The sequence below is a fragment of the Methylobacterium sp. W2 genome (genome assembly GCF_020662345.1).
Lineage (GTDB): Bacteria > Pseudomonadota > Alphaproteobacteria > Rhizobiales > Beijerinckiaceae > Methylobacterium.
Genome location: NZ_VMOA01000025.1, coordinates 57,684 through 75,513 on the forward strand (window position 1 = coordinate 57,684; position 17,830 = coordinate 75,513).

General features: G+C 66.9%; 26 protein-coding genes and 1 pseudogene. 20 read left to right on the top strand and 7 right to left on the bottom strand.

From position 1 onward, the window contains the following. Window positions 1-42 precede the first annotated feature (42 nt). From FPV16_RS15080 to FPV16_RS15095, 4 genes are all read right to left on the bottom strand, one after another. Window positions 43-621 (bottom strand): hypothetical protein, encoded by a 579-nt coding sequence (locus tag FPV16_RS15080; protein ID WP_227439213.1) that lies wholly within the window; start codon window positions 619-621, stop codon window positions 43-45. A gap of 2 nt (window positions 622-623) precedes the next feature. Then, a complete protein-coding gene (locus tag FPV16_RS15085; RefSeq protein WP_227439214.1) occupies window positions 624-1,115 on the bottom strand; it encodes a hypothetical protein in 492 nt (163 codons plus the stop codon). Between the two features lie 425 nt (window positions 1,116-1,540). Then, complete coding sequence (locus FPV16_RS15090) at window positions 1,541-1,852, bottom strand: hypothetical protein (protein WP_227439215.1); 312 nt, start codon at window positions 1,850-1,852, stop codon at window positions 1,541-1,543. Then, window positions 1,852-2,115 (bottom strand): hypothetical protein, encoded by a 264-nt coding sequence (locus tag FPV16_RS15095; protein WP_227439216.1) that lies wholly within the window; start codon window positions 2,113-2,115, stop codon window positions 1,852-1,854. Before FPV16_RS15095 ends, FPV16_RS15090 begins: the two co-directional genes overlap by 1 nt. A gap of 87 nt (window positions 2,116-2,202) precedes the next feature. Here FPV16_RS15095 and FPV16_RS15100 point away from each other — a divergent pair, with 87 nt between their 5' ends. The 13 genes from FPV16_RS15100 (at window position 2,203) to FPV16_RS26430 (ending at window position 8,878) form a co-directional block, all read left to right on the top strand. Continuing rightward, on the top strand, window positions 2,203-2,943 hold the full coding sequence (locus tag FPV16_RS15100) for a LexA family protein (RefSeq protein ID WP_227439217.1): 741 nt from the start codon (window positions 2,203-2,205) through the stop codon (window positions 2,941-2,943). 536 nt (window positions 2,944-3,479) lie between these two features. Then, window positions 3,480-3,815 (top strand): hypothetical protein, encoded by a 336-nt coding sequence (locus FPV16_RS15105; protein ID WP_227439218.1) that lies wholly within the window; start codon window positions 3,480-3,482, stop codon window positions 3,813-3,815. Then, on the top strand, window positions 3,815-4,114 hold the full coding sequence (locus FPV16_RS15110) for a hypothetical protein (RefSeq protein ID WP_227439219.1): 300 nt from the start codon (window positions 3,815-3,817) through the stop codon (window positions 4,112-4,114). Before FPV16_RS15105 ends, FPV16_RS15110 begins: the two co-directional genes overlap by 1 nt. Window positions 4,115-4,162: 48 nt before the next feature. After that, entirely contained in the window at window positions 4,163-4,390 is a 228-nt protein-coding gene (locus FPV16_RS15115) for a hypothetical protein (protein WP_227439220.1), read from the top strand. Beyond that, a complete protein-coding gene (locus FPV16_RS15120) occupies window positions 4,387-4,713 on the top strand; it encodes a hypothetical protein (RefSeq protein ID WP_227439221.1) in 327 nt (108 codons plus the stop codon). Before FPV16_RS15115 ends, FPV16_RS15120 begins: the two co-directional genes overlap by 4 nt. Window positions 4,714-4,721: 8 nt before the next feature. Beyond that, a complete protein-coding gene (locus FPV16_RS15125) occupies window positions 4,722-6,023 on the top strand; it encodes an AAA family ATPase (protein WP_227439222.1) in 1,302 nt (433 codons plus the stop codon). 5 nt (window positions 6,024-6,028) lie between these two features. Then, window positions 6,029-6,178: a hypothetical protein gene (locus FPV16_RS15130; RefSeq protein ID WP_227439223.1), complete on the top strand. Its 150-nt coding sequence runs from the start codon at window positions 6,029-6,031 to the stop codon at window positions 6,176-6,178. Beyond that, entirely contained in the window at window positions 6,165-6,905 is a 741-nt protein-coding gene (locus FPV16_RS15135) for a lambda exonuclease family protein (protein ID WP_227439224.1), read from the top strand. The genes FPV16_RS15130 and FPV16_RS15135 overlap by 14 nt, the downstream gene beginning before the upstream one ends. After that, window positions 6,902-7,042: a hypothetical protein gene (locus FPV16_RS15140; RefSeq protein WP_227439225.1), complete on the top strand. Its 141-nt coding sequence runs from the start codon at window positions 6,902-6,904 to the stop codon at window positions 7,040-7,042. The genes FPV16_RS15135 and FPV16_RS15140 overlap by 4 nt, the downstream gene beginning before the upstream one ends. 36 nt (window positions 7,043-7,078) lie before the next feature. Continuing rightward, complete coding sequence (locus tag FPV16_RS15145; RefSeq protein WP_227439226.1) at window positions 7,079-7,609, top strand: hypothetical protein; 531 nt, start codon at window positions 7,079-7,081, stop codon at window positions 7,607-7,609. Next, window positions 7,609-8,112, top strand: a complete 504-nt coding sequence (locus FPV16_RS15150) for a zinc-finger-containing protein (RefSeq protein WP_227439227.1) — start codon at window positions 7,609-7,611, stop codon at window positions 8,110-8,112. The genes FPV16_RS15145 and FPV16_RS15150 overlap by 1 nt, the downstream gene beginning before the upstream one ends. Next, on the top strand, window positions 8,109-8,501 hold the full coding sequence (locus FPV16_RS15155; protein ID WP_227439228.1) for a helix-turn-helix domain-containing protein: 393 nt from the start codon (window positions 8,109-8,111) through the stop codon (window positions 8,499-8,501). The genes FPV16_RS15150 and FPV16_RS15155 overlap by 4 nt, the downstream gene beginning before the upstream one ends. Beyond that, window positions 8,501-8,878 carry a helix-turn-helix domain-containing protein gene (locus FPV16_RS26430; RefSeq protein ID WP_227439229.1) on the top strand — a complete coding sequence of 126 codons (378 nt, stop codon included), beginning with the start codon at window positions 8,501-8,503 and terminating at the stop codon, window positions 8,876-8,878. The genes FPV16_RS15155 and FPV16_RS26430 overlap by 1 nt, the downstream gene beginning before the upstream one ends. Window positions 8,879-8,916: 38 nt before the next feature. Here FPV16_RS26430 and FPV16_RS15165 read toward each other — a convergent pair whose 3' ends face one another. Continuing rightward, window positions 8,917-9,714, bottom strand: coding sequence for a hypothetical protein (locus FPV16_RS15165; RefSeq protein ID WP_227439230.1), 798 nt, complete (start codon window positions 9,712-9,714; stop codon window positions 8,917-8,919). Window positions 9,715-9,857: 143 nt separating this feature from the next. On the opposite strand from FPV16_RS15165, the gene FPV16_RS15170 reads away from it, so the two are divergent. From FPV16_RS15170 to FPV16_RS15190, 5 genes and pseudogenes are all read left to right on the top strand, one after another. Further along, window positions 9,858-10,598 (top strand): hypothetical protein, encoded by a 741-nt coding sequence (locus tag FPV16_RS15170; RefSeq protein WP_227439231.1) that lies wholly within the window; start codon window positions 9,858-9,860, stop codon window positions 10,596-10,598. Continuing rightward, window positions 10,595-10,753, top strand: a pseudogene (locus tag FPV16_RS26435) (helix-turn-helix domain-containing protein); the annotation flags it as partial. The gene FPV16_RS15170 and the pseudogene FPV16_RS26435, both read left to right, overlap by 4 nt. A gap of 35 nt (window positions 10,754-10,788) precedes the next feature. Then, window positions 10,789-11,883, top strand: coding sequence for a tyrosine-type recombinase/integrase (locus FPV16_RS15180; RefSeq protein ID WP_227439232.1), 1,095 nt, complete (start codon window positions 10,789-10,791; stop codon window positions 11,881-11,883). 301 nt (window positions 11,884-12,184) lie between these two features. Next, a complete protein-coding gene (locus tag FPV16_RS15185) occupies window positions 12,185-13,081 on the top strand; it encodes a diguanylate cyclase domain-containing protein (protein WP_227439233.1) in 897 nt (298 codons plus the stop codon). Window positions 13,082-13,319: 238 nt separating this feature from the next. After that, complete coding sequence (locus FPV16_RS15190; RefSeq protein WP_227439234.1) at window positions 13,320-14,003, top strand: response regulator transcription factor; 684 nt, start codon at window positions 13,320-13,322, stop codon at window positions 14,001-14,003. 107 nt (window positions 14,004-14,110) lie between these two features. Here the strand turns inward: FPV16_RS15190 and FPV16_RS15195 are convergent, their stop codons facing one another. Beyond that, a complete protein-coding gene (locus FPV16_RS15195; protein ID WP_227439235.1) occupies window positions 14,111-15,295 on the bottom strand; it encodes a DNA topoisomerase IB in 1,185 nt (394 codons plus the stop codon). A 156-nt stretch (window positions 15,296-15,451) separates the two neighbouring features. Between FPV16_RS15195 and FPV16_RS15200 the strand changes: the two genes are divergently transcribed. Continuing rightward, a complete protein-coding gene (locus FPV16_RS15200) occupies window positions 15,452-16,621 on the top strand; it encodes a glycosyltransferase (RefSeq protein WP_227439236.1) in 1,170 nt (389 codons plus the stop codon). After that, entirely contained in the window at window positions 16,618-17,286 is a 669-nt protein-coding gene (locus FPV16_RS15205; RefSeq protein ID WP_227439237.1) for a class I SAM-dependent methyltransferase, read from the top strand. Before FPV16_RS15200 ends, FPV16_RS15205 begins: the two co-directional genes overlap by 4 nt. Here FPV16_RS15205 and FPV16_RS15210 read toward each other — a convergent pair. After that, window positions 17,276-17,650, bottom strand: coding sequence for a PsiF family protein (locus FPV16_RS15210; RefSeq protein WP_227439238.1), 375 nt, complete (start codon window positions 17,648-17,650; stop codon window positions 17,276-17,278). The genes FPV16_RS15205 and FPV16_RS15210 overlap by 11 nt on opposite strands. Window positions 17,651-17,830: the final 180 nt, after the last annotated feature.

Below are 17,830 nucleotides of genomic sequence, written 5' to 3' on the forward strand. Positions count from 1 at the left end.
ACGCGGTCGACGACCGCGAAGGGGGAGGATTCGGGGGAAGGCCTACGGGCGCGGCTCACCGCGCGAGCGGGTGTCCTGCGCGCCGAGACGGGGGACGCGGGGCGGCTCGGCAGCGTCATCGGGCAGCGTCACGCGACAAGGCTGAAAGACGGCCCGGTTCACGGCCATGAAGCCCTTCTCGATGTCGGTCCGGCCGATCGCGAGCCAGGGCTTGTCGATCTCAGGGCGAGCGGCGAGGCCATCGAGCACGCGGAGGACCTGCTCCTCGATCGCCTTGTTGGCGTTGCCGAGCGCGATGTTCCCTGCGCTCTGCGGCCGGTAGCCGGCGACCGGCAGCCCCTGTGCCTCTCCTGCCGGCGCATAGGTCGCCTGAAAGACCGAATCCTTGCAGGGGTAGAGCTCGCCCTCGACGCCGCGAATGATCCAGTCGCCGAGGCGAGCCGTCATCAGCCCTTCGGTCGTGTTGATGAGCATCGCCACATCAGGAAGGCCGCGGTTCTCGAACTCGACGATCCCCGCGCGGATCGCGTCACAGATCCAGATCGGGTCGTCGAGTTGGTCCGGTCCGGCGGTCCATTGGAAGGCCTCGATCGTCACCGGCTTCTTCGTAAATTTGTCCATGCTCACTCTCCCTCAATTGCCCGCCACAGCGGCAGGTCGTTCACGTCCAGAGCAGCCCGCGAACGCGCTCGCGGATTCGCCGCCACATGCGAGCGGACCAGTGCGGTTGAGGCCGCGCGTCCTGGACCTCCCGAAGCTGCCGTTCGAGCGACAGGCGCTGTCGACGCCGACGGTGCCACCGGTCCGCGAGCTGAAAGAGCCGCATGGAGTTCCTCCGTCAGGGTTGCGATGCGGGCTTCTTCGGCGTCAGCCGCGGCCTCGATGCGCTTGCAGAGCCGGTCGTAGGCTCGGGTCAGGTTGATGGCGTCGCGCAGGCGAACGCCGATGTTGGGGTCTCGTCCGATGACGCCGCGAACCCACGTCGGCGACTTGCCGATGAGGCTGGCGAGCGCCTCGTAGGCGTGCATCTGCGAGTGGCCACGGACGCGTAGAGCCTCGAGGGCTCGAACGGCGTGTGGTCGGACAAACGCAAGTTCTTCCTCGGCCGTCATCATGCGACGCCCCTGCTCCGATTTTGCCAGCATTCCGCAGATCCCCTGTGCTTCAAGATGAGTGCAGCAAGGGGGATAGATGAGTGCAGGAGGTTGGACGGGTTACGCAGTACACAGGCGCGATCGACGGCTTGGCGGCATGGGCGATCGAGCAAGACGAAAGGGGACGTGCCGGCCGGAGGCCTTGTGATGCTCTGGCCGGCACGCTCACGCACCGGAGCCGGAAGGGCGGCTCGACGGGCGCGATTACGAATTGGGACGCGTCCGGCGGTCGAAACGCAAAACAACGTGACGCCGGACGCGATCGCGGGGCGACATCCCGCGCGATGGGAAAGGGGGCCGGTCATGCCGCGAACCTCGCCCCGATGAGGCACACAGCGCCGGCCGCGAGGATGAGCCCCAGGAAGGCGAGGACGAGCGCGGCCATGTCAGCGCGCTCCCGACTGCGGAGCGGCCGGGCCGTCGAAGCGCCGATGCACCTTCGTGATGCGGATCGTGGCGCCCTTGCCCCAACTGCCCTGCGAGCAGACGACACCCTCGACGGGGATGCCTGTCGGCCCCTGCGCAGTGAAGTGCGTCGCGTAGGAATCCCGCTCGCCGCAGCTCGACACCAGCCAGTTCGACCGGGGCACGATCTGGACGTTCGAGTAGCCGCCTGCCTCGAGCACGTCGCGCGTGCCCTCCGCGTCGGTGCAGCCGGCCAGAAGGAGGAAAGGAGCGAGAGCGAGGATCACGCGCATCACGCGGCGCTCGCTTCGGGCGTAGCGACTTCGCTCTTTGCGGGGCGATCCACACCTTCCGGCCATCCCTGCGGGTCCGGCCAGTGATCGGACAGCCACTGCATGGCCTTCTCGTAGCGTGTGACCTGAATATCGGCGCCGCTCTCGAGAGCGCCGAGCTTCTTCGAGTCGCCGAACAGCCGCCAACTCAATGCGGTCGTCTTCAGCCCGCTGAGCTGGCGATAGGCGCTGGCGACGAGGAGGAAGCGGTCAATCGCGGTCATGACCTCAGGAATCGGTCAACTTACCGGAATTGTCAACGGTCGTTTTACCGGATGAACGGCCGGTCGCGTTCGGTCACCGTACCGATCATGGACAAAGCAGCAGTTCTCGCGCGCATCGAGGAGCGATTGAAGGCGGTCGGCTTGTCGGCGGACGCTGCTTCGGCCGAAGCCAAAAAGCCTGATGCGATCCGCAATCTCCGCCGAGCCGTAAAAACGGGTGGGAGGCAGGGCCTCACGATGGCGACGCTGTCGGCCCTTGCGCCTGTCCTACAAACGACGGTCGGCTACCTGGCCGAAGGCTCGAATGGATCCGCGATCTTCGATAGCGTGAGCGAGGCGCGGCGCCCGGGGTCCATCCCCGTCGTTGGGAAAGTGGCTGCCGGGGTATTCCGCGAAGTGATCGAGCACGAGGACGGGAACACCGAATACATCTTCGACGAACCAGACCCAGAATTTCCGAATGCCCGGCAGGTGGCCTTCACGGTCGAAGGGGACTCCCTCAACGAATTGAAGCCGCGCCCAATCTTAGACGGCGACACCCTCATTTGCGTCGACTTTGGAGATACCGGTCTCCCCCTCATCGACGGCGCGATCGTCATCGTTCAGCGGACGCGGGATGGCGGACAGACCATTGAATGGTCCGCCAAACAGGTGGAGCTGCATCCAAGGCGGACCGAGTATCACCCTCGGTCCTCGAACAAGGCCCTCAAGCCAATCGTCGTACCGGACGATCCCGACGCAGACAGCGGAGAGCAGGTCGAGGTGCTCGCCCTAGTACGGCGGACGTCCTATTCCCTCCCCAAGGCCGCGCCGCCTCGTCGTCGGTAGGCCTGCCGTTCGCGGACGGCCCAGCGGCGCCGCAGCCGGCTTCGAGGTGGCTCCTTCCGCTTCGGGATCGAACGCCTCGCCGGGCTCCAGCAGCTTCACGCCTATGAGCGTCGACACCGGGTTGTCGCATTCCTCGCAGGGGTAATACTGCTTGTTCAGCAGGTTGCTATCGAGCAACTCCTCGACGTCGGCCGGAGCATCCGCCAGGTTCGGCGACGTCAGCTCTCGGCACATGACCATCCGACAATTGGCGCAGCGAAACCGAAGCGCGAACCGCGCTCTCACCGTTGGAAGTTCAGCGCTCACGGGTTACTCCCTCGTTGAATGTTCTCTTTCTGTTCTCGTAATAGCAGCCGGTCGAGTCATTTCTCGGGTTCCGCGAAATTCCGTGACAACCTGTGGATAACCGGTAGCGCTGCCGGTCCGCTGAAGCTGCCAACCGGCAAAAAGTCCGGTCACTTTACCGGATAATCATTGACCCGGTAAAATAACCGGATTACGTTCTCTCCATCGCCCCACGGTGATGGAGCCAGAACGTGTCCCGCCACACCCACCTCCGCCGCGAGCTACCGACCCTCCACCAGGACGGTTCGATCAAGTTCCGGATCGTCATGCGCCAGGCCCGCTCCGAGAAGCGGATCCTCGCCGAACTGATCGCAAAGCGCCGCATCGCTGGCTACCCCGACCGCGCCGCCTTCATCCGCGCCGCGATGGGGCCGGTCCGCGAGAAGATCGCCCACGACCGTGCGTCCTGGTCGGTCGCGAACGAGCCAACGTCCACCGTCGAGATGCGCCGCATGGAGCACTTCGGCCGCGTCTGGTTCGAGCCCGTCGTCACCGGTTCGGTCGCCAAGCCCCGCGAGGCCGCGTGATGTCGGCCGCTCCCCGCACTCTCGCCGATACCGGCGTGTCCGGCGTCATCTGGACCGAAGAGCAGCGCAAGCGCGACGTCGCTACCGCCCTCGTCGACCAGGCGGAATTCATGCTCGCCGAGGTGTTCTACGCGGCGCGCCGCACCGCCGGGCACATCGTCGAGAACCTGCCCGCCGCCGATCGTGCCCGCACCGGTCTCCGCGTGGCTCATCTCGCCTCCGAGATGCGCGCCCTCGCCGACGCCCTTGATGCCGCCGCGGCAACGCCGGCCGCCTCCGCCCTGCGCGAAGCCGCCTGACCGGCTCTCGCACGCACCTACCCGCCCTCTAACCTCGCAAGGCCCGCCATGTCGGCCGCACCCATTCTCACCGCACTCGGCCTCGCGGCCATCGTCACCACTGTCGCGATGTGCGCCGCGCCGGTCCTCTCCGCCGACCTGCGCCGGGCCGTGCAGCGTGGCCTGCGCCACGACGGCCGGCCGGACGTGACCGGCATCACCCTCATGGTCTTCGGCCTGTCGCTCATGGGCACGGCCGGCGTCGGGTCGGTCTGGCTGGGGGTGACCTGGTCATGAGCCGCCCTCAGACGCCTTTCGCCCAGCGCCTCGCGCGCATCGGCTTCTGCGGCCCCTTCCGCCTCGATCACGTCTCTCGCGGCCTGGTCATCGACCGCGACGGCCAGTCTCTCGGCCTCGCCCTGCCGGTGTTCCGCGATCCCGCCGACCGGGACTGGTTCGCCGAAGAGATGATGCGGGCGCTCAACGTCCGCGCCGGATTCCCTGAGAGCGAGATCGAGGCCCCCCTCGATCCGAAGCACCTCGATGCGGTCGCCGAGAGCAGCTCCGCCTTCCGTCGCCAGACCGAGCGGTCTGGCCCCCATGCCGACGCAGCCGAGTGAGCCCAGCCATGAAGATCCTTCAACTACAGGCCGAGAACGTGAAGCGGCTGAAAGCCGTCTCCATCACGCCCAACGGCAACATCGTCGAGATCACCGGCCGCAACGGGCAGGGCAAGTCCAGCGTCCTCGACGCGATCTGGTGGGCGCTCGCCGGCACGTCACACATCCAGGCCGTGCCGATCCGTAAGGGCGAGAACGAGGCTCGCATCCGCCTGGACCTCGGCGAGATCAAAGTCACGCGCACGTTCAAGCGCCAGGAAGACGGCACCTTCCCCACGAAGATCCTCGTCGAAAGCGCGGACGGCGCCCGCTATCCCTCGCCACAGCGCATGCTCGACAGCCTCCTCGGCGCCCTGTCGTTCGACCCGCTGGCCTTCACCCGCATGGACGGGAAGGAGCAGCTTGAGGCGTTGAAGCGCTTCGTCCCCGGCGTGGACTTCGACGCGATCGACAAGGCGAACAAGGCCGACTTCACCAAGCGCACCGACGTGAACCGCGACGCGCGCACCCTGCGTTCACAGGCCGCCGGGATCAGCCTGCCGGAGGACGCCCCGTCCGAGCGGATCGACGACGCGGCCCTCGTCGAGGAGATGGAGCGCGCCGGCGAGCACAACACCGATATCGAGCGCCGTCGCGCCCGTCGGGAGCAGACCGAGCAGCAGGTCGCAACGCATGTCGCGACTATCGACGACCTGCGGAGGCGCGCGGCAGATTTGCGTCGACAGGCAGACGCCGCCGATGCCGAGGCAGACGGGATCGGGGAGCTTGCGGACGGGCTGCGCAAGAAGCTCGCCGACGCCCCGGCGCTACCCGAGCCGATCGACACCCTCGCTCTGCGCCAGCGCATCGCCGAAGCTGGTCGCGTTAACGCCCTGGTCGCCCAGCGCGAGCAGCGGGATCGCATAGAGGCGCAGGCGAAGGACGTCGAGGCCCAGGCCGCCGCGCTCACCAAGGCGATCGAGGACCGGACCGCCCATCGGCGCGAGGCCATCGCCAAGGCCGAGATTCCCGTGCCCGGCATCGGGTTCGGTGATGACGAGATCCTCCTCGACGGCATCCCGTTCGACCAGGCGTCGAGCGCCGAGCAGCTGCGGACGTCGGTGGCAATCGCCATCGCGATGAACCCGAAGCTGCGCGTGATCCGGGTTCAGGACGGATCGCTCCTCGACGAGGACGCCATGCGCATCCTCGCGGAGATGGCCGCCGCCGACTATCAGGTCTGGATCGAGGTCGTTCAGTCCGGCCGGTCGGCCGCCATCGTCATCGAGGACGGCGCCGTCGCCGGCGGCCTCCTCGCAGCGGCCGAGTAGCCGCCATGGCTCGCCGCTTCCGCATCGTCATGGGCCTTCCGCTCCTCCCGGTCCTGCGCGTGGCCGAGGTGGCAAGCGAATGGACCGCCGTGAACGCCGGCATCGCGTTCGACCGCCTCACCGACTGGATCAGGAACAGCAATGACGATCGTTGAGCACACCGAGGGCCTGGTGCCCGGGCCCGCCGCCAAAGCCTCTTCTGTCCGCATACACGGCAACCTCGTACAGGGTTCCGACGAATGGATCGCCGCGCGCCGCGGGATGCTGACGGCCAGCGAGACGAAGCTGATCGTGACGCCGACCTTCAAGGTGGCGGAGAACGACAAGCAGCGGGCGCACCTCTATGAGCTGCTCGCCCAGCGCATCACCGGCTACGTCGAGCCCCACTACATCAGCGACGACATGTTGCGCGGGATGGAGGACGAGTTCGACGCCCTCACCCTCTACAGCCAGCACTACGCGCCGACGGAGACCGTCGGGTTCATCACGAACGACAAATGGGGCTTCACGCTCGGCTACTCGCCCGACGGCCTCGTCGGCACCGACGGCCTCGTCGAAATCAAGTCCCGGCGCCAGCGGTTCCAGGTCGAGACCTTCGTCAACCACGTGATCCCGAAGGCGATCCCAAGCGAATACCTGCTCCAGGTTCAGACCGGGATGATGGTCTCCGAGCGGGACTGGTGTGACCTGATCTCGTATTCGGGCGGGCTCCCGATGGCGGTCATCCGCGTCCACGCGAACGACGAGATCCAGGAGAACATCCTCACCGCCGCCGAGAAGTTCGAGGCGAAGCTCACCGAGGCCATGGCCCGCTACCGCGAGGCTGTTGCGGTGTCCGGCGCCGTCCCGACCGTGCGCGTGGATCGGGAGATCGTGCTGTGACCGACCTTTCGCGGACGATCACTCCGAAGAGCGACCAGCTCAATGCAGACGACCTGATCGGCGGGCCGCGCACCATTACGGTTTCGCGCGTCTCGAATACGGGCAAGCCGGATCAGCCGATCGCGGTCAACTTCTAGGGCGACAACGGCAAGCCGTACAAGCCCGGCTTATCCATGCGGCGCGTGCTGGTGCGCGTATGGGGCAAAGACGGCAACGCCTACGCCGGACGTCGGATGACGCTCTATCGGGACGATAGCGTCCGGTTCGGCGGCGTGGATGTCGGCGGCATTCGCATCAGCCACATGTCCGACATCACGGGCGCCATCACGATGGCGCTGACGGACAAGAAGGGAAGCCGCAAGCCCTACCGGGTCGAGCCGCTTCGTGACGAGAGGGGCCCCGACGGAGGGAAGGCTCCCGAGCGCGATCCTGCTCCGGACGAGTCCAGGCCGAAGACCGGCCGCGAGCGCCTGCATGATGCCGGGCTGAAGGCCGCGACCCTCGGGTCCGCATCGCTCCGCGATTTCCGCGATGGCCTGACGGTGCAACAGGACGCTGCGCTCGCGCCGATCCTCCCTGAACTCGATCGCACGGCATCCGATGCGGACGATCGCGATGGCCTCGGCTTTCCCGTCGACCACAACGACGCCTTCCCAGGCGACCCAGACGACTCCTTCCCCGGCGATCGCAGCGAGGCCGCGTGATGGCCGCCCCGATCTGCCCGACCTGTCAGACCCCGGCCCGCCTCACCAACGGCGCCGAGATCTACCCGCACCGCTCCGACCTCACCGCCCTTCGGATCTGGAAGTGCGACGTGTGCCCGAACGCCTATGTCGGCTGCCATCCCGGCACCGAGGACGCCCTCGGCACGCCCGCCGGCCCCGAGCTGCGCAAGGCTCGCATCACGCTCCATCACAGCCGGATCGACCCGCTGTGGAGGAAGGCCGACCAGTGCGGCGCCTACCAGCCCGAGGACGCCCGCGCGCGTAAGCAGATCCAGCGCGCGGCCCGGACCCGCGTCTACGCCTACCTCGCCGACAAGATGAGCCTGACCACCGACGAGACCCACACCGGCATGTTCAGCATCGAGCAGTGCCGGGAGGCGTGGCGGGTGCTCACCGGCGTCACGTACCCGCAGATCCGCGCATGGGCGCACCAGCGCGAGGCCCCGAAGACCACCAAGCCGAAGAAGAGGAAAGCCGCATGAACACGAAATCCGCCACCGACGTCGACCGCACCGTCGGCCTGCGCATCACCACGCTCCGCAAGGCCAAGGGCCTGTCGCAGACCGAACTCGGCCAGGCCATCGGCGTCACGTTCCAGCAGGTCCAGAAATACGAGAAGGGCGCGAACCGGGTCAGCGGCGGACGCTTGCAGCAGGTCGCACAGGTCCTGGAGGTGCCGGTCTCGGCCTTGTTCGGCGAGAGCGAGCCCGAGGGGCAGAGCGAGGTGTTCGGCTTCCTCGCCGAGACCGGCGCCGTCGAAATCCTGCGTGCCTATGTGGCGATCGACAACGAACAGCTCCGCCGCGACGTCCTGCAACTCGTCCGCACCGCCGCAAAGATCGGCGCCGGCCCGGTCGAGGGCAACGCGTGATGCCCGCCCGCCGCCTGAACCCCGAGGACATCGAGCGGATCATCGAGATGCGCGAGCGCGGCCGCACCTACGGGGTGATCGCGCGCGTGCTCGGGTGCTCCGAGTCCACCGTCTCGTATCATTGCATACGCCTCGCGATCGATCCGCCTAACCCTCGGAGGCTTCCCCCTATGGGAGGCCGCCCGCCCGTCGTGATGCGGAACGGGCACGCTGTCCGCGCCTACACGGCCGAGGATGATGCTCGCATCCTCGCTATGGACGCCGAGGGTGCGTCCGACAGCGAGATGGGTCGAGCCCTTGGGCGCCGCGCGCACTCCGTCAGGCAACGTCTGATGACGCTCGCCCGGCGTGAGGCTCGGGCGGAGGCGTGCGCATGACGCGCCCGCTCATCATCAGTCCGTTCCGCAGCAGGATGTCATCCACCAAGGACTTGCCGTTCAAGGGTGCGAACTTGCAGCCACTTACTTTCAAGGGCACTCTGCAAAAGCATCTCCAAAGACTTCCGGCCGGATCCCCATTGAATAATTGCTCGCTCGGCGTCTGCATATACAATATCTACCTCTTCAATACTAATATCGTCCTCACCCTCCTCATGCTTGGGGCCCCGCGTTCCTCTTCTGAAAACATCATTCAAATCATGGGTTGTCGTCCAAACTGCATAAAAATCAGCATTGAGCTCAAGCCTTGCCAGGGAAATGAGGTCGTCAAAAGGGTAGCGTTTTCCAAAATCAGAAAACTCCTGATGAACGACATTCAAATTCATTCTGATATCAGCCATCTCATCAAGCCACTCAACATAAATCGATGGCCAAGAGTTTCTATTATGAAACTGCTTTATCTTTCTCTTCATCTGGTATTCAAATATCCTAAGTCGCTTCACAAGCTCGAGTTCGACTTCAATTTCCTTAACCAAGTCCAATGCAGACTGCCGAGCAGTAGCAGCGGATTGCTTGGACATTTCGAGCAGTTGGCCTCGTGCTGGTATCGTTGCTATCCAAGCCGCGACCAGAGCAAGCCCGGCACCTATGATAGTTTGATATCGGTTCAGCCAGAACTCGAAACAAGACGGCTTGAGCGCGGCCTCAGTTGCAAGCAGAGCACTTGGGATAGGACATACATAAGATTCGAAATTGAACCAAAGTCCAAAGAGAACACATATTACACAAATAAAATAAAACCACCGCCGAACCTTTGCCTCCTGCCATTCGTACATGCGGCACCACCTTGCTTGTATGAACAAGCGTGTTTGGGGCTCTCGAGAAATTCCGAACGCGGCCACCGCGCCTTCCAGCTTTGGTACTTTGTGCTGATTAATAAGGTTTCTCAGGCCGACGTGCTCGACATCGGAGCCGCAGCATGACCGCCAAATCACACGAGCCCGGCCACACGGCCTACGAGGCGCGGTTCGCGGGGCACACCCTCGGTCCGCGCGGCGTGGCCGAGGCGTGGGAGGACCTGCTCCCCGTGCATCAGGCCATCTGGGCGCGCGTCGAGGAGGCGGTGCAGGCCTCCGTTTCACCCTATCCCGAAGGCTTGGCTCGATCGGCGTTGGAGGCAATCCGGCATCGGACCTACAGCAACGACAGGGGTTGTGCGCTGGACGCGCAAGCCGTGGCGGAGATTGCTGACATCGCTGGGAACGCCCTCTCCGTCTCGCCACCAACTGGTGAGGAGGGAATACTCAAACGGGCGAAGGCTGCTTATGCCGCCGGGACGCAAGGGCATCATCTGACTGATCGCCCGGCCGATAACACGTCTCCTGCCTATTGGCAGAAGGGCCACGAAGCCGGCCTCGCTGCGGTCCTCGCCGCCCTTGCCCATCCTCATCTAGATGGGGAGCGGACCGGCCTGGACGAGGCCGTCGCCCTGTTCCGGCGCACGCTCCCACACTGGACCGCCTATTCGATCCAGCTCCATTCCAGGGGCAAGATGACCCGCTTCGTCGCCGAGATTTCGCGGCTGCAGCAGGATCGCACCGAGGAGCTCTATTGCAGGGGCGGCCTGACGGCCGTCGAAGCCATGCAGAACGTCATCGACAGCGTGCCGGAAGCGTCCCGGCAGCCCGATGCACCACCCGCAGAGGGGAGGCCGGATTGACCACGCTTCCGATCATCCCCGAGCGCGTCGGACTGGTCAGGGCCGCCGCCATCCTCGGCGTATCCCCCCGCACCGTTCAGCGTCTCGCCCAAGATCGCCAGTTGCCGACGGCCGCCAAAGTTGGTCGGCTGTGGACGTTCAACGAACAGGCGCTTCGGACCTGGCTCGTCGAACAGGAGAGCAAAGAGCCATGTCCAAGGATCGAAAGAAAGCCCCGGAGGGCTGCTACTGGCGAGGGGGCACGCTCTGGGCGCGCTTCGTGGTCGCCGGAAAAGAGTACCGGTTCAGCCTCAAGACAGGTGATCCAGTCGTTGCTCGCGGCCGGCAGGCAGCCGAACACGCGCGGATAATCGCCGCGGCGAGCTTTGGCGACGACCGCAAGCGCTGGGAGGACGTGCTTTCCGACTGGAGCGGCTACATCGCCCACCACGTCGGCGACCGCACATGGCGGCGGTACCTGAACTCGCTCAAGACAATCGGCCCGCATCTCGATGGGCTTTTCGTCGACGAGATCAGCGAGGACACCGTCGCTGCGATCATCAAGGCGCGGCGAACACGGAAGGTCACCACGGCCACGATCCGCCGCGACCTCACCGCCCTGTCGAGCGTCCTGTCGTTCGCCGTCGACGAGAAGTGGCGCAAGGGCAATCCCGCCCTGGAGGCGATGCAGAGCCGCCGCATGAAGGAGCGGCGGGACCCAATCGTGCTCCCCGAGGATCGCGACATCGCCATGGCGGTCGAGCGCGCGCCAGGGAATTTCAAGTTCCTGATCCAGGCCGCCCTACTCACCGGCTGCCGGCAGGACGAGCTCGTCACCCTGGAGCGTCGGCACGTCGACCTTCAGCGCCGGGCAATCTCCGTTCACGGCAAGGGCAACAAGCGCCGCGTGGTCTCCCTCTCGGACGAGGCCGTGGTCCTGTTCCGATCGATCCCGCCGAGCCTCGTGACCCGGTCGGCGTTCTGGCACTCGGACGGTCGGCCCTTCGTCAACGTCGCGACCCGCTTCAGCCTGTACGGCCGGCAGCTCGCCGAGGCGGCGGCTAAGAACGGGCGGGAGTTCCGGCGTTTCCGCTTCCACGACCTCCGGCATCGGTTCGCAGTGGATTACCTGCGCTCCGGCCGGGGCAGCATCTACACGCTGCAGCAGGAGCTCGGCCACACGAGCCTGAAGGTCACCGAGATCTACCTCGCCTTCCTGACCGCCGAGGAGGCCCAGGCTGCGAAGGACAGCACCGCACAAAATCCGGCACAGGTGTATAGGTTTGCGCCGTCAGAGGCAGTGTAAGGTATTGCGGGGAATAAGGAATGTGCTGGGGAGTGTTAGGCGGTTCATCAGTTTACAAAACCGCTGCTCTACCGCTGAGCTAATCCGGCCCGATGCGCTAGCTACCAGCCGCGGGCGCGCCGTTCAACCGTCGATGAACGGGGTGTCGGCGCCCTGTCGTCCGATGAGGCCAGCCGTACGGCGTTCCTCTCCCCACCCGGTCCCGGATGGACTCATGTGGGCGGGTCGTCTTGGCAACATGTTAATCTGTCGCCGCCATGCTGACGAACACCATAAGATTTCGGGGCGGGCGACCAAGGACATGCATATCGTCATCGTCGATACGAGCCGCGTTGTCCTGAAGGTCGTTGCCGGCATGCTCGAGCCGCAGGGCCATACGGTCGATGTCTTTACCGACTCACAGGCGGCCCTCGACTTCGTCACCTATACGCCGACCGTGCGGGTCCTGATCACGAGCCTGGAAGTCCGCCCCTTGAGCGGCCTCGAACTGTGCTGGTCGGCGCGTCTCATCGCCGAGACGAACCGGCCGCTCTACGTCATCACCATGTCCTCGGCCCGCAACTCCCGCAATCTCGCCGAGGCCCTCGACAGCGGCGCCGACGATTTCATCGAGAAGCCCCCCGGCGCCGAGGAGCTGCATGCCCGCATGCGGGCGGCGGACCGCCTGACGACCATGCAGAGCGAGCTGATTCGCCTCGCAGAGACCGACCCGCTCACCGGCCTCCTCAACCGGCGCGCCTTCCTGCAGCGGGTGCGGGACGCCGCCGATCGCGTGGGGAACCACGGCGACATGTCGGCGATCCTGGTGGATATCGACCATTTCAAGCGCATCAACGACGAGTACGGCCACGATGTCGGCGATGCGGCGATCCAGAGCGTCTGCAAGACCATCGCGGAGGAGGGCATCGTCGGGCGGCTCGGAGGCGAGGAGTTCGGCATCGTGCTTCCGCACCGGCCGGCGACCGATGCCGAGGCGGTCGCGTCACGGCTGCGCCGCCTCGTGGAATCCCTGCGCATCCGCGGCGCCCGTACCCCGATCCGGCTCACCTGCAGCTTCGGGGTCAGCCAATGGAGCGAGGGCGACACGATCGAGGCCATGATCAAGCGCGCCGACATCGCCCTCTACGAGGCCAAGACCACGGGCCGCAACCGGGTGATCTCCGCCGCCGCCGACCTCGTCCTCGCCCGGGCGGGGTGATCCCAATCCCATTTCGAACCGGGCTGTTCCTGATCGAGACAGGCGCCCTCGGGCCATGGCCGCGCATCCGCCCGCGTTAACCGAGATGACGCGATTTTCGGGCCTGTTTTCATAGAATACGCCCGTGTATTCATGGGGCGTCGCCCGAATTCGACGAATAATCCCATGGAACGGGATTTGAACTGCTCTTGACCAGCCCGACCGCGATGTATCGCGATGGGACAGAGGGGGGAGCGGCATGAACCAGGCCGTGGGGGTTTTGATCGTCGACGAACCGGTGGGGCTCGGGCCTGTCCTGCGGGCCTTCCTGGAGCATGAGCCCAGCCTGCATACAGTGGGCGAGGCCGATCTGCCCCTGGGCGGTCCGGGCACCGAGAGCGTCGTCGCCCTGGTGTTCCTGCCCGAGACCGTGTCGAAGAGCGCCCTCGCCCGGATCGCCGCGCTCAAGCGTCATCCGAGCCTGCGCGTGCTGGCGGCCTTCCAGAGCCTCCCCGCCGAGACCCTGCGGAACCTGCTCGAGGCGGGTGCCGATGCGGTGGTGGCGCAATCGGCCACCCCACGGGAGATCAGCGCGACGATCGTGCGGCTGGCTCATGCAGGCGTTGCGGACACGCCGGAACCCGGCCCGGTGGAAGCCGGCGAAGGGCTGACCCCGCGCGAGGCGGAGATCCTGCGGTTCCTCAGTGCCGGTTTCAGCAACAAGGAGGTGGCGCGCCGCCTCAGCCTCAGCGTCCGCACCGTGGAGACGCATCGGCTCAACCTCCGCCGCAAGACCCAGACCGGGCGGCTGAAGGATCTCGTCTGCCTCGCCCGGCAATTGGGTCTGGCCCCCGTGGTGGAGAGCGAGACGCCGCGCCAGGGCAAGGGCGAGTCCGGCCACCATGGCCACAAGACCATCATCGAGACGATGGCGCGCCACTGAGGGAGTGCGGGGGGACGGGCCGGCCGCCCTGCGAGATGGGTGGACAGACGTCGGCGTGATGAGGGGCAAGACCTTCCCCCTTCCCCCTTCCGCCGGCGCGGCCCAACCTAGGCGGCGACCCGAGCCCCGGATTCCGCCGGACCGGATCGCACCTTGCGCAGCGCTGCCTTCCCCCTTTTGGGCGTGCCCTTGGCCTTCACCGAGACCCTGCCCTTCGCCGCGTCGAGACGTGCTCGCAGCAGCCCGAGAACCGCCGCCTCCTCGGGCTTCAGCCGGGCGATATCCTCCCGCAACTCGTCCTCCACCGCATCCGCCACCTGAAGGAGCAGAGCACCCTCGAGGTAGCCATCGAGAACCTCGGGATGGATATAGCATTTGCGGCAGATGGTCGGCGTGTTGCCAAGCCGCGCCGCGACGCTCTCGATGGCCGCACGAAGGTTCTTCTTGGCCTTGGCCTCGCTGTCGAACGCCTCGAATTCCTGCAGGGCCAGGGCCGCGAGCACGGTTCCGGCCCAGGTCCGGAAATCCTTGGCGGTGATCTCCTGCCCGGTGATCTCGCGCAGATAGGCGTTGACGTCGGCCGAGGTGACGTCCCGCGTCTCGCCCGCATCGTCGATATACTGGAACAGCTCCTGGCCCGGCAGGTCCTGGCAGGATTTCACGATGCGGGCCACGCGCCGGTCCTTCACCGACAGGTTCCACATCTTGCCGCTCTTGCCCTTGAAGCGGAACGTCAGCTCCGCGCCCGCAACGGTGACATGGGGATCGCGCAGGGTGGTGAGCCCGTAGCTCTTGTTGGTGCGGGCGTAATCGTCGTTGCCGACGCGGATGAGGGTCGCTTCGAGCAGGTGGACGATCGTGGCCAGCACCTTCTCGCGGCACAGGCCGCGACGGCCCATATCCTCGTCCACCCGCGCGCGGATGGCGGGCAGGGCATCGGCGAAGGCCATGATGTGCTCGAACTTCGTCGAGTCGCGCGCCTGCCGGAAATCGGGGTGGTAGCGGTACTGTTTGCGTCCCTTGGCGTCCCGGCCCGTGGCCTGGATATGGCCGTTGGCGCGGGGGCAGATCCAGACGTCGGTATAAGCCGGCGGGATCGCCAGGGACCGGATCCGCCGCAGGATCTTCGGGTCGCGGACGACCTTCCCCTTGGCATCGCGATAGGAGAAACCCGTTCCGCTCTTCCGCCGCGTGAGCCCCGGCCGGTCGGCATCGACATAGGTCAGCCCCGCCTCGATGGCGGCATCCCGGGGATCGGCGACGACACCGTCTTCTTCGCGATCCGCCGCCATCCTCCGCCTCCCGTCGAGTGTCAGGACCGGTCAACCGGCGGGGCACGGGCGGCGTTCCGAGCCGGGCCGGCGGCGCGATGTCTCGGCAGGACGCTTCATCGCCCCCGGTCTCCCGTCCGGCTCCCCCCGGAGCGGCGGCGTGCTACAGCGCCTGTCATGGCCACGTCCCCTCCGCCGTCCCCTTCGCCCTCCTCCGCGCCGATGAAGCGGCTCGTCTTCGTCGTTACCGAGGACTGGTTCTTCGCCTCGCATTTCCTGCCGATGGCGCGGGCCGCCGTGGCGATGGGCCTGTCCGTGGCGGTGGTGACCCGCGTGCGCGAACACCGGGCCATCATCGAGGCGACGGGCGCACGGGTGGTCGCGCTGGAGGCCGAACGTTCGAGCCTCAATCCCATGGCGGCGGGCTATGCGGCGGGCCAGCTCGCGGCGATCCTGAAGGGGCTGAAGGCCGACATCGTCCATTGCATCGCGCTGCGCTCGATCCTCGTCGGCGGGACGGCGGCGGCGATGGCGGGCATCTCAGGCCGGGTCTACGCCCTGACCGGGCTCGGCCTGATGGGCGCGCGCGCCGACGTCGCCGGCCGCATGGGCCGCCTCGCCCTGCGCCAGCTGATCCGCGGCCCCCTCGCCTCGAAACAGACCCGGTTCCTGTTCGAGAACCCGGACGATGCCCAGGCCCTCGGCCTCGATCCCGCCGACACGGCGGTCACCATCGTCGGCGGGGCCGGTATCGATCCGGCCCAGTTCTCACCGGGCCCGCAACCGCCCTCCCCGCCCCTGCGCGTCGCCATCGTGGCGCGGATGCTGTGGTCGAAGGGCATCGACAAAGCCGTGGAGGCAATGCGCCTCGCCCGTGCGGAGGGCGCAGCCGTGGAGCTCTCCCTCTACGGGGCGCCGGATTCCTCGAACCGGAGGGCGATCCCCGAAGCGACCCTGCGTTCGTGGAGCCGGGACGGCGTCACCTGGCATGGCCCGACCCGCGACGTGACCGGCGTGTGGACGGAGCACCATGTCGGATGCCTGCCCTCGCGGGGCGGCGAAGGCCTGCCGCGCACGCTGCTGGAGGCGGCCTCCTGCGGGCGCGCCCTCCTCACCACCGACGTTCCCGGCTGCCGGACGCTGGTTCGCGACGGGATCGAGGGCCTGCTGGTGCCGCCCGACGACGCGCGGAGCCTCGCCGCCGCGCTGGTCCGGCTCGCCGCCGATCCGCTCCTCGTGGCGCGGATGGGCGAGGCCGCGCGGCAGCGCATCGTCGAGGGGGGCTTCACCGAGGAGGCGGTGATGCAGGCCGTCGCCGGCCTCTACGGGGATCTCCTGCGCTCATGACGCCCTCGGTCGATCCCATCGGCTTCATCCGCGCCAATACCCGGCTCCTGCCCGTGCCCCACGCGCCGGAGATCGTGTTGCACGTGGCCGACGAGGCCACGGAGCTGTGGCAGAAGACCGAGGACGAGCTCGATTCCATCGGCCTGCCGCCGCCGTTCTGGGCCTTTGCCTGGGCGGGAGGGCAAGCCCTGGCCCGGCATATCCTCGACCGCCCGGACCTCGTCGCCGGGCAGCGCATCCTCGATTTCGCCTCCGGCTCGGGGTTGGTGGCGATCGCGGCGGCGCTCTCCGGCGCCACCCATGCGACGGCGAGCGACCTCGATGCCTTCGCCATCGCCGCCATCGGCCTCAATGCCGGGGTCAACGGGGTGGGCGACAGGATCACCCCCGTCGCCGACGACCTCATCGGGTCGCGGCCCGCCGATCTCGGCGTCACGACGATCCTGGTGGCGGACATCTTCTACGAGCGGGACATCGCCCTTCGCGTCACCGACTGGCTGGCCACCCTGCACGAGCAGGGCGCCACCATCCTCATCGGCGATCCCGGCCGCTCCTACCTGCAGAGGGACCGGCTCGACATCCTCGCGACCTACGAGGTGCCGGTGAGCCGGTCCCTGGAGGATGCGGAGATCAAGCGCAGCAGCGTCTGGCGCTTCAGGGCTTAGGAGCCGGAGGGGTCGCCGCCGGTGCGCTACCGGGGCCGGGGGAAACGGTCGAGCTGGGCGCCATCGGCGCGGCCGGGGCGGTGGCGGCTCCGGGCGCGGCGCCGCCCTTCAGGCAGGACTTGATGAGGGCATGCCGCTCGGCCTTGTCCGAAGCGGCCGAGTGCGCCTGCTCCTTGCACGCCTTGCGCGCATCGACCTTGCAGGACTTCATGAACGTCTTGGCTTCGTCGCCCTTCAGGCCCTTGGCCTTCACCTCCTGCTTGCAGGCCCCGATGCGACCGCCGGCGGCGGCGGAGGCTTGCGTCACCGGCAATCCGGCGAGCATCCCGACAACCAGGGCGGACCTCAACGTCGAACTCATCATGATCGCACTCGCTTCATCGGATCGAGGGGTGGGTCAGGGCGGCGACGGGCCGTGATCGATATGCCGACGCGCCTCGTGTCATCGTTCGCTGCGCCTTCGCGCGCTCCGTCTTCGGCCATGCCCGCCAGGGATGCAACGCCCTGCCCCCGCGGTCCGCCCTCCACCCGGGCACATTCCCGT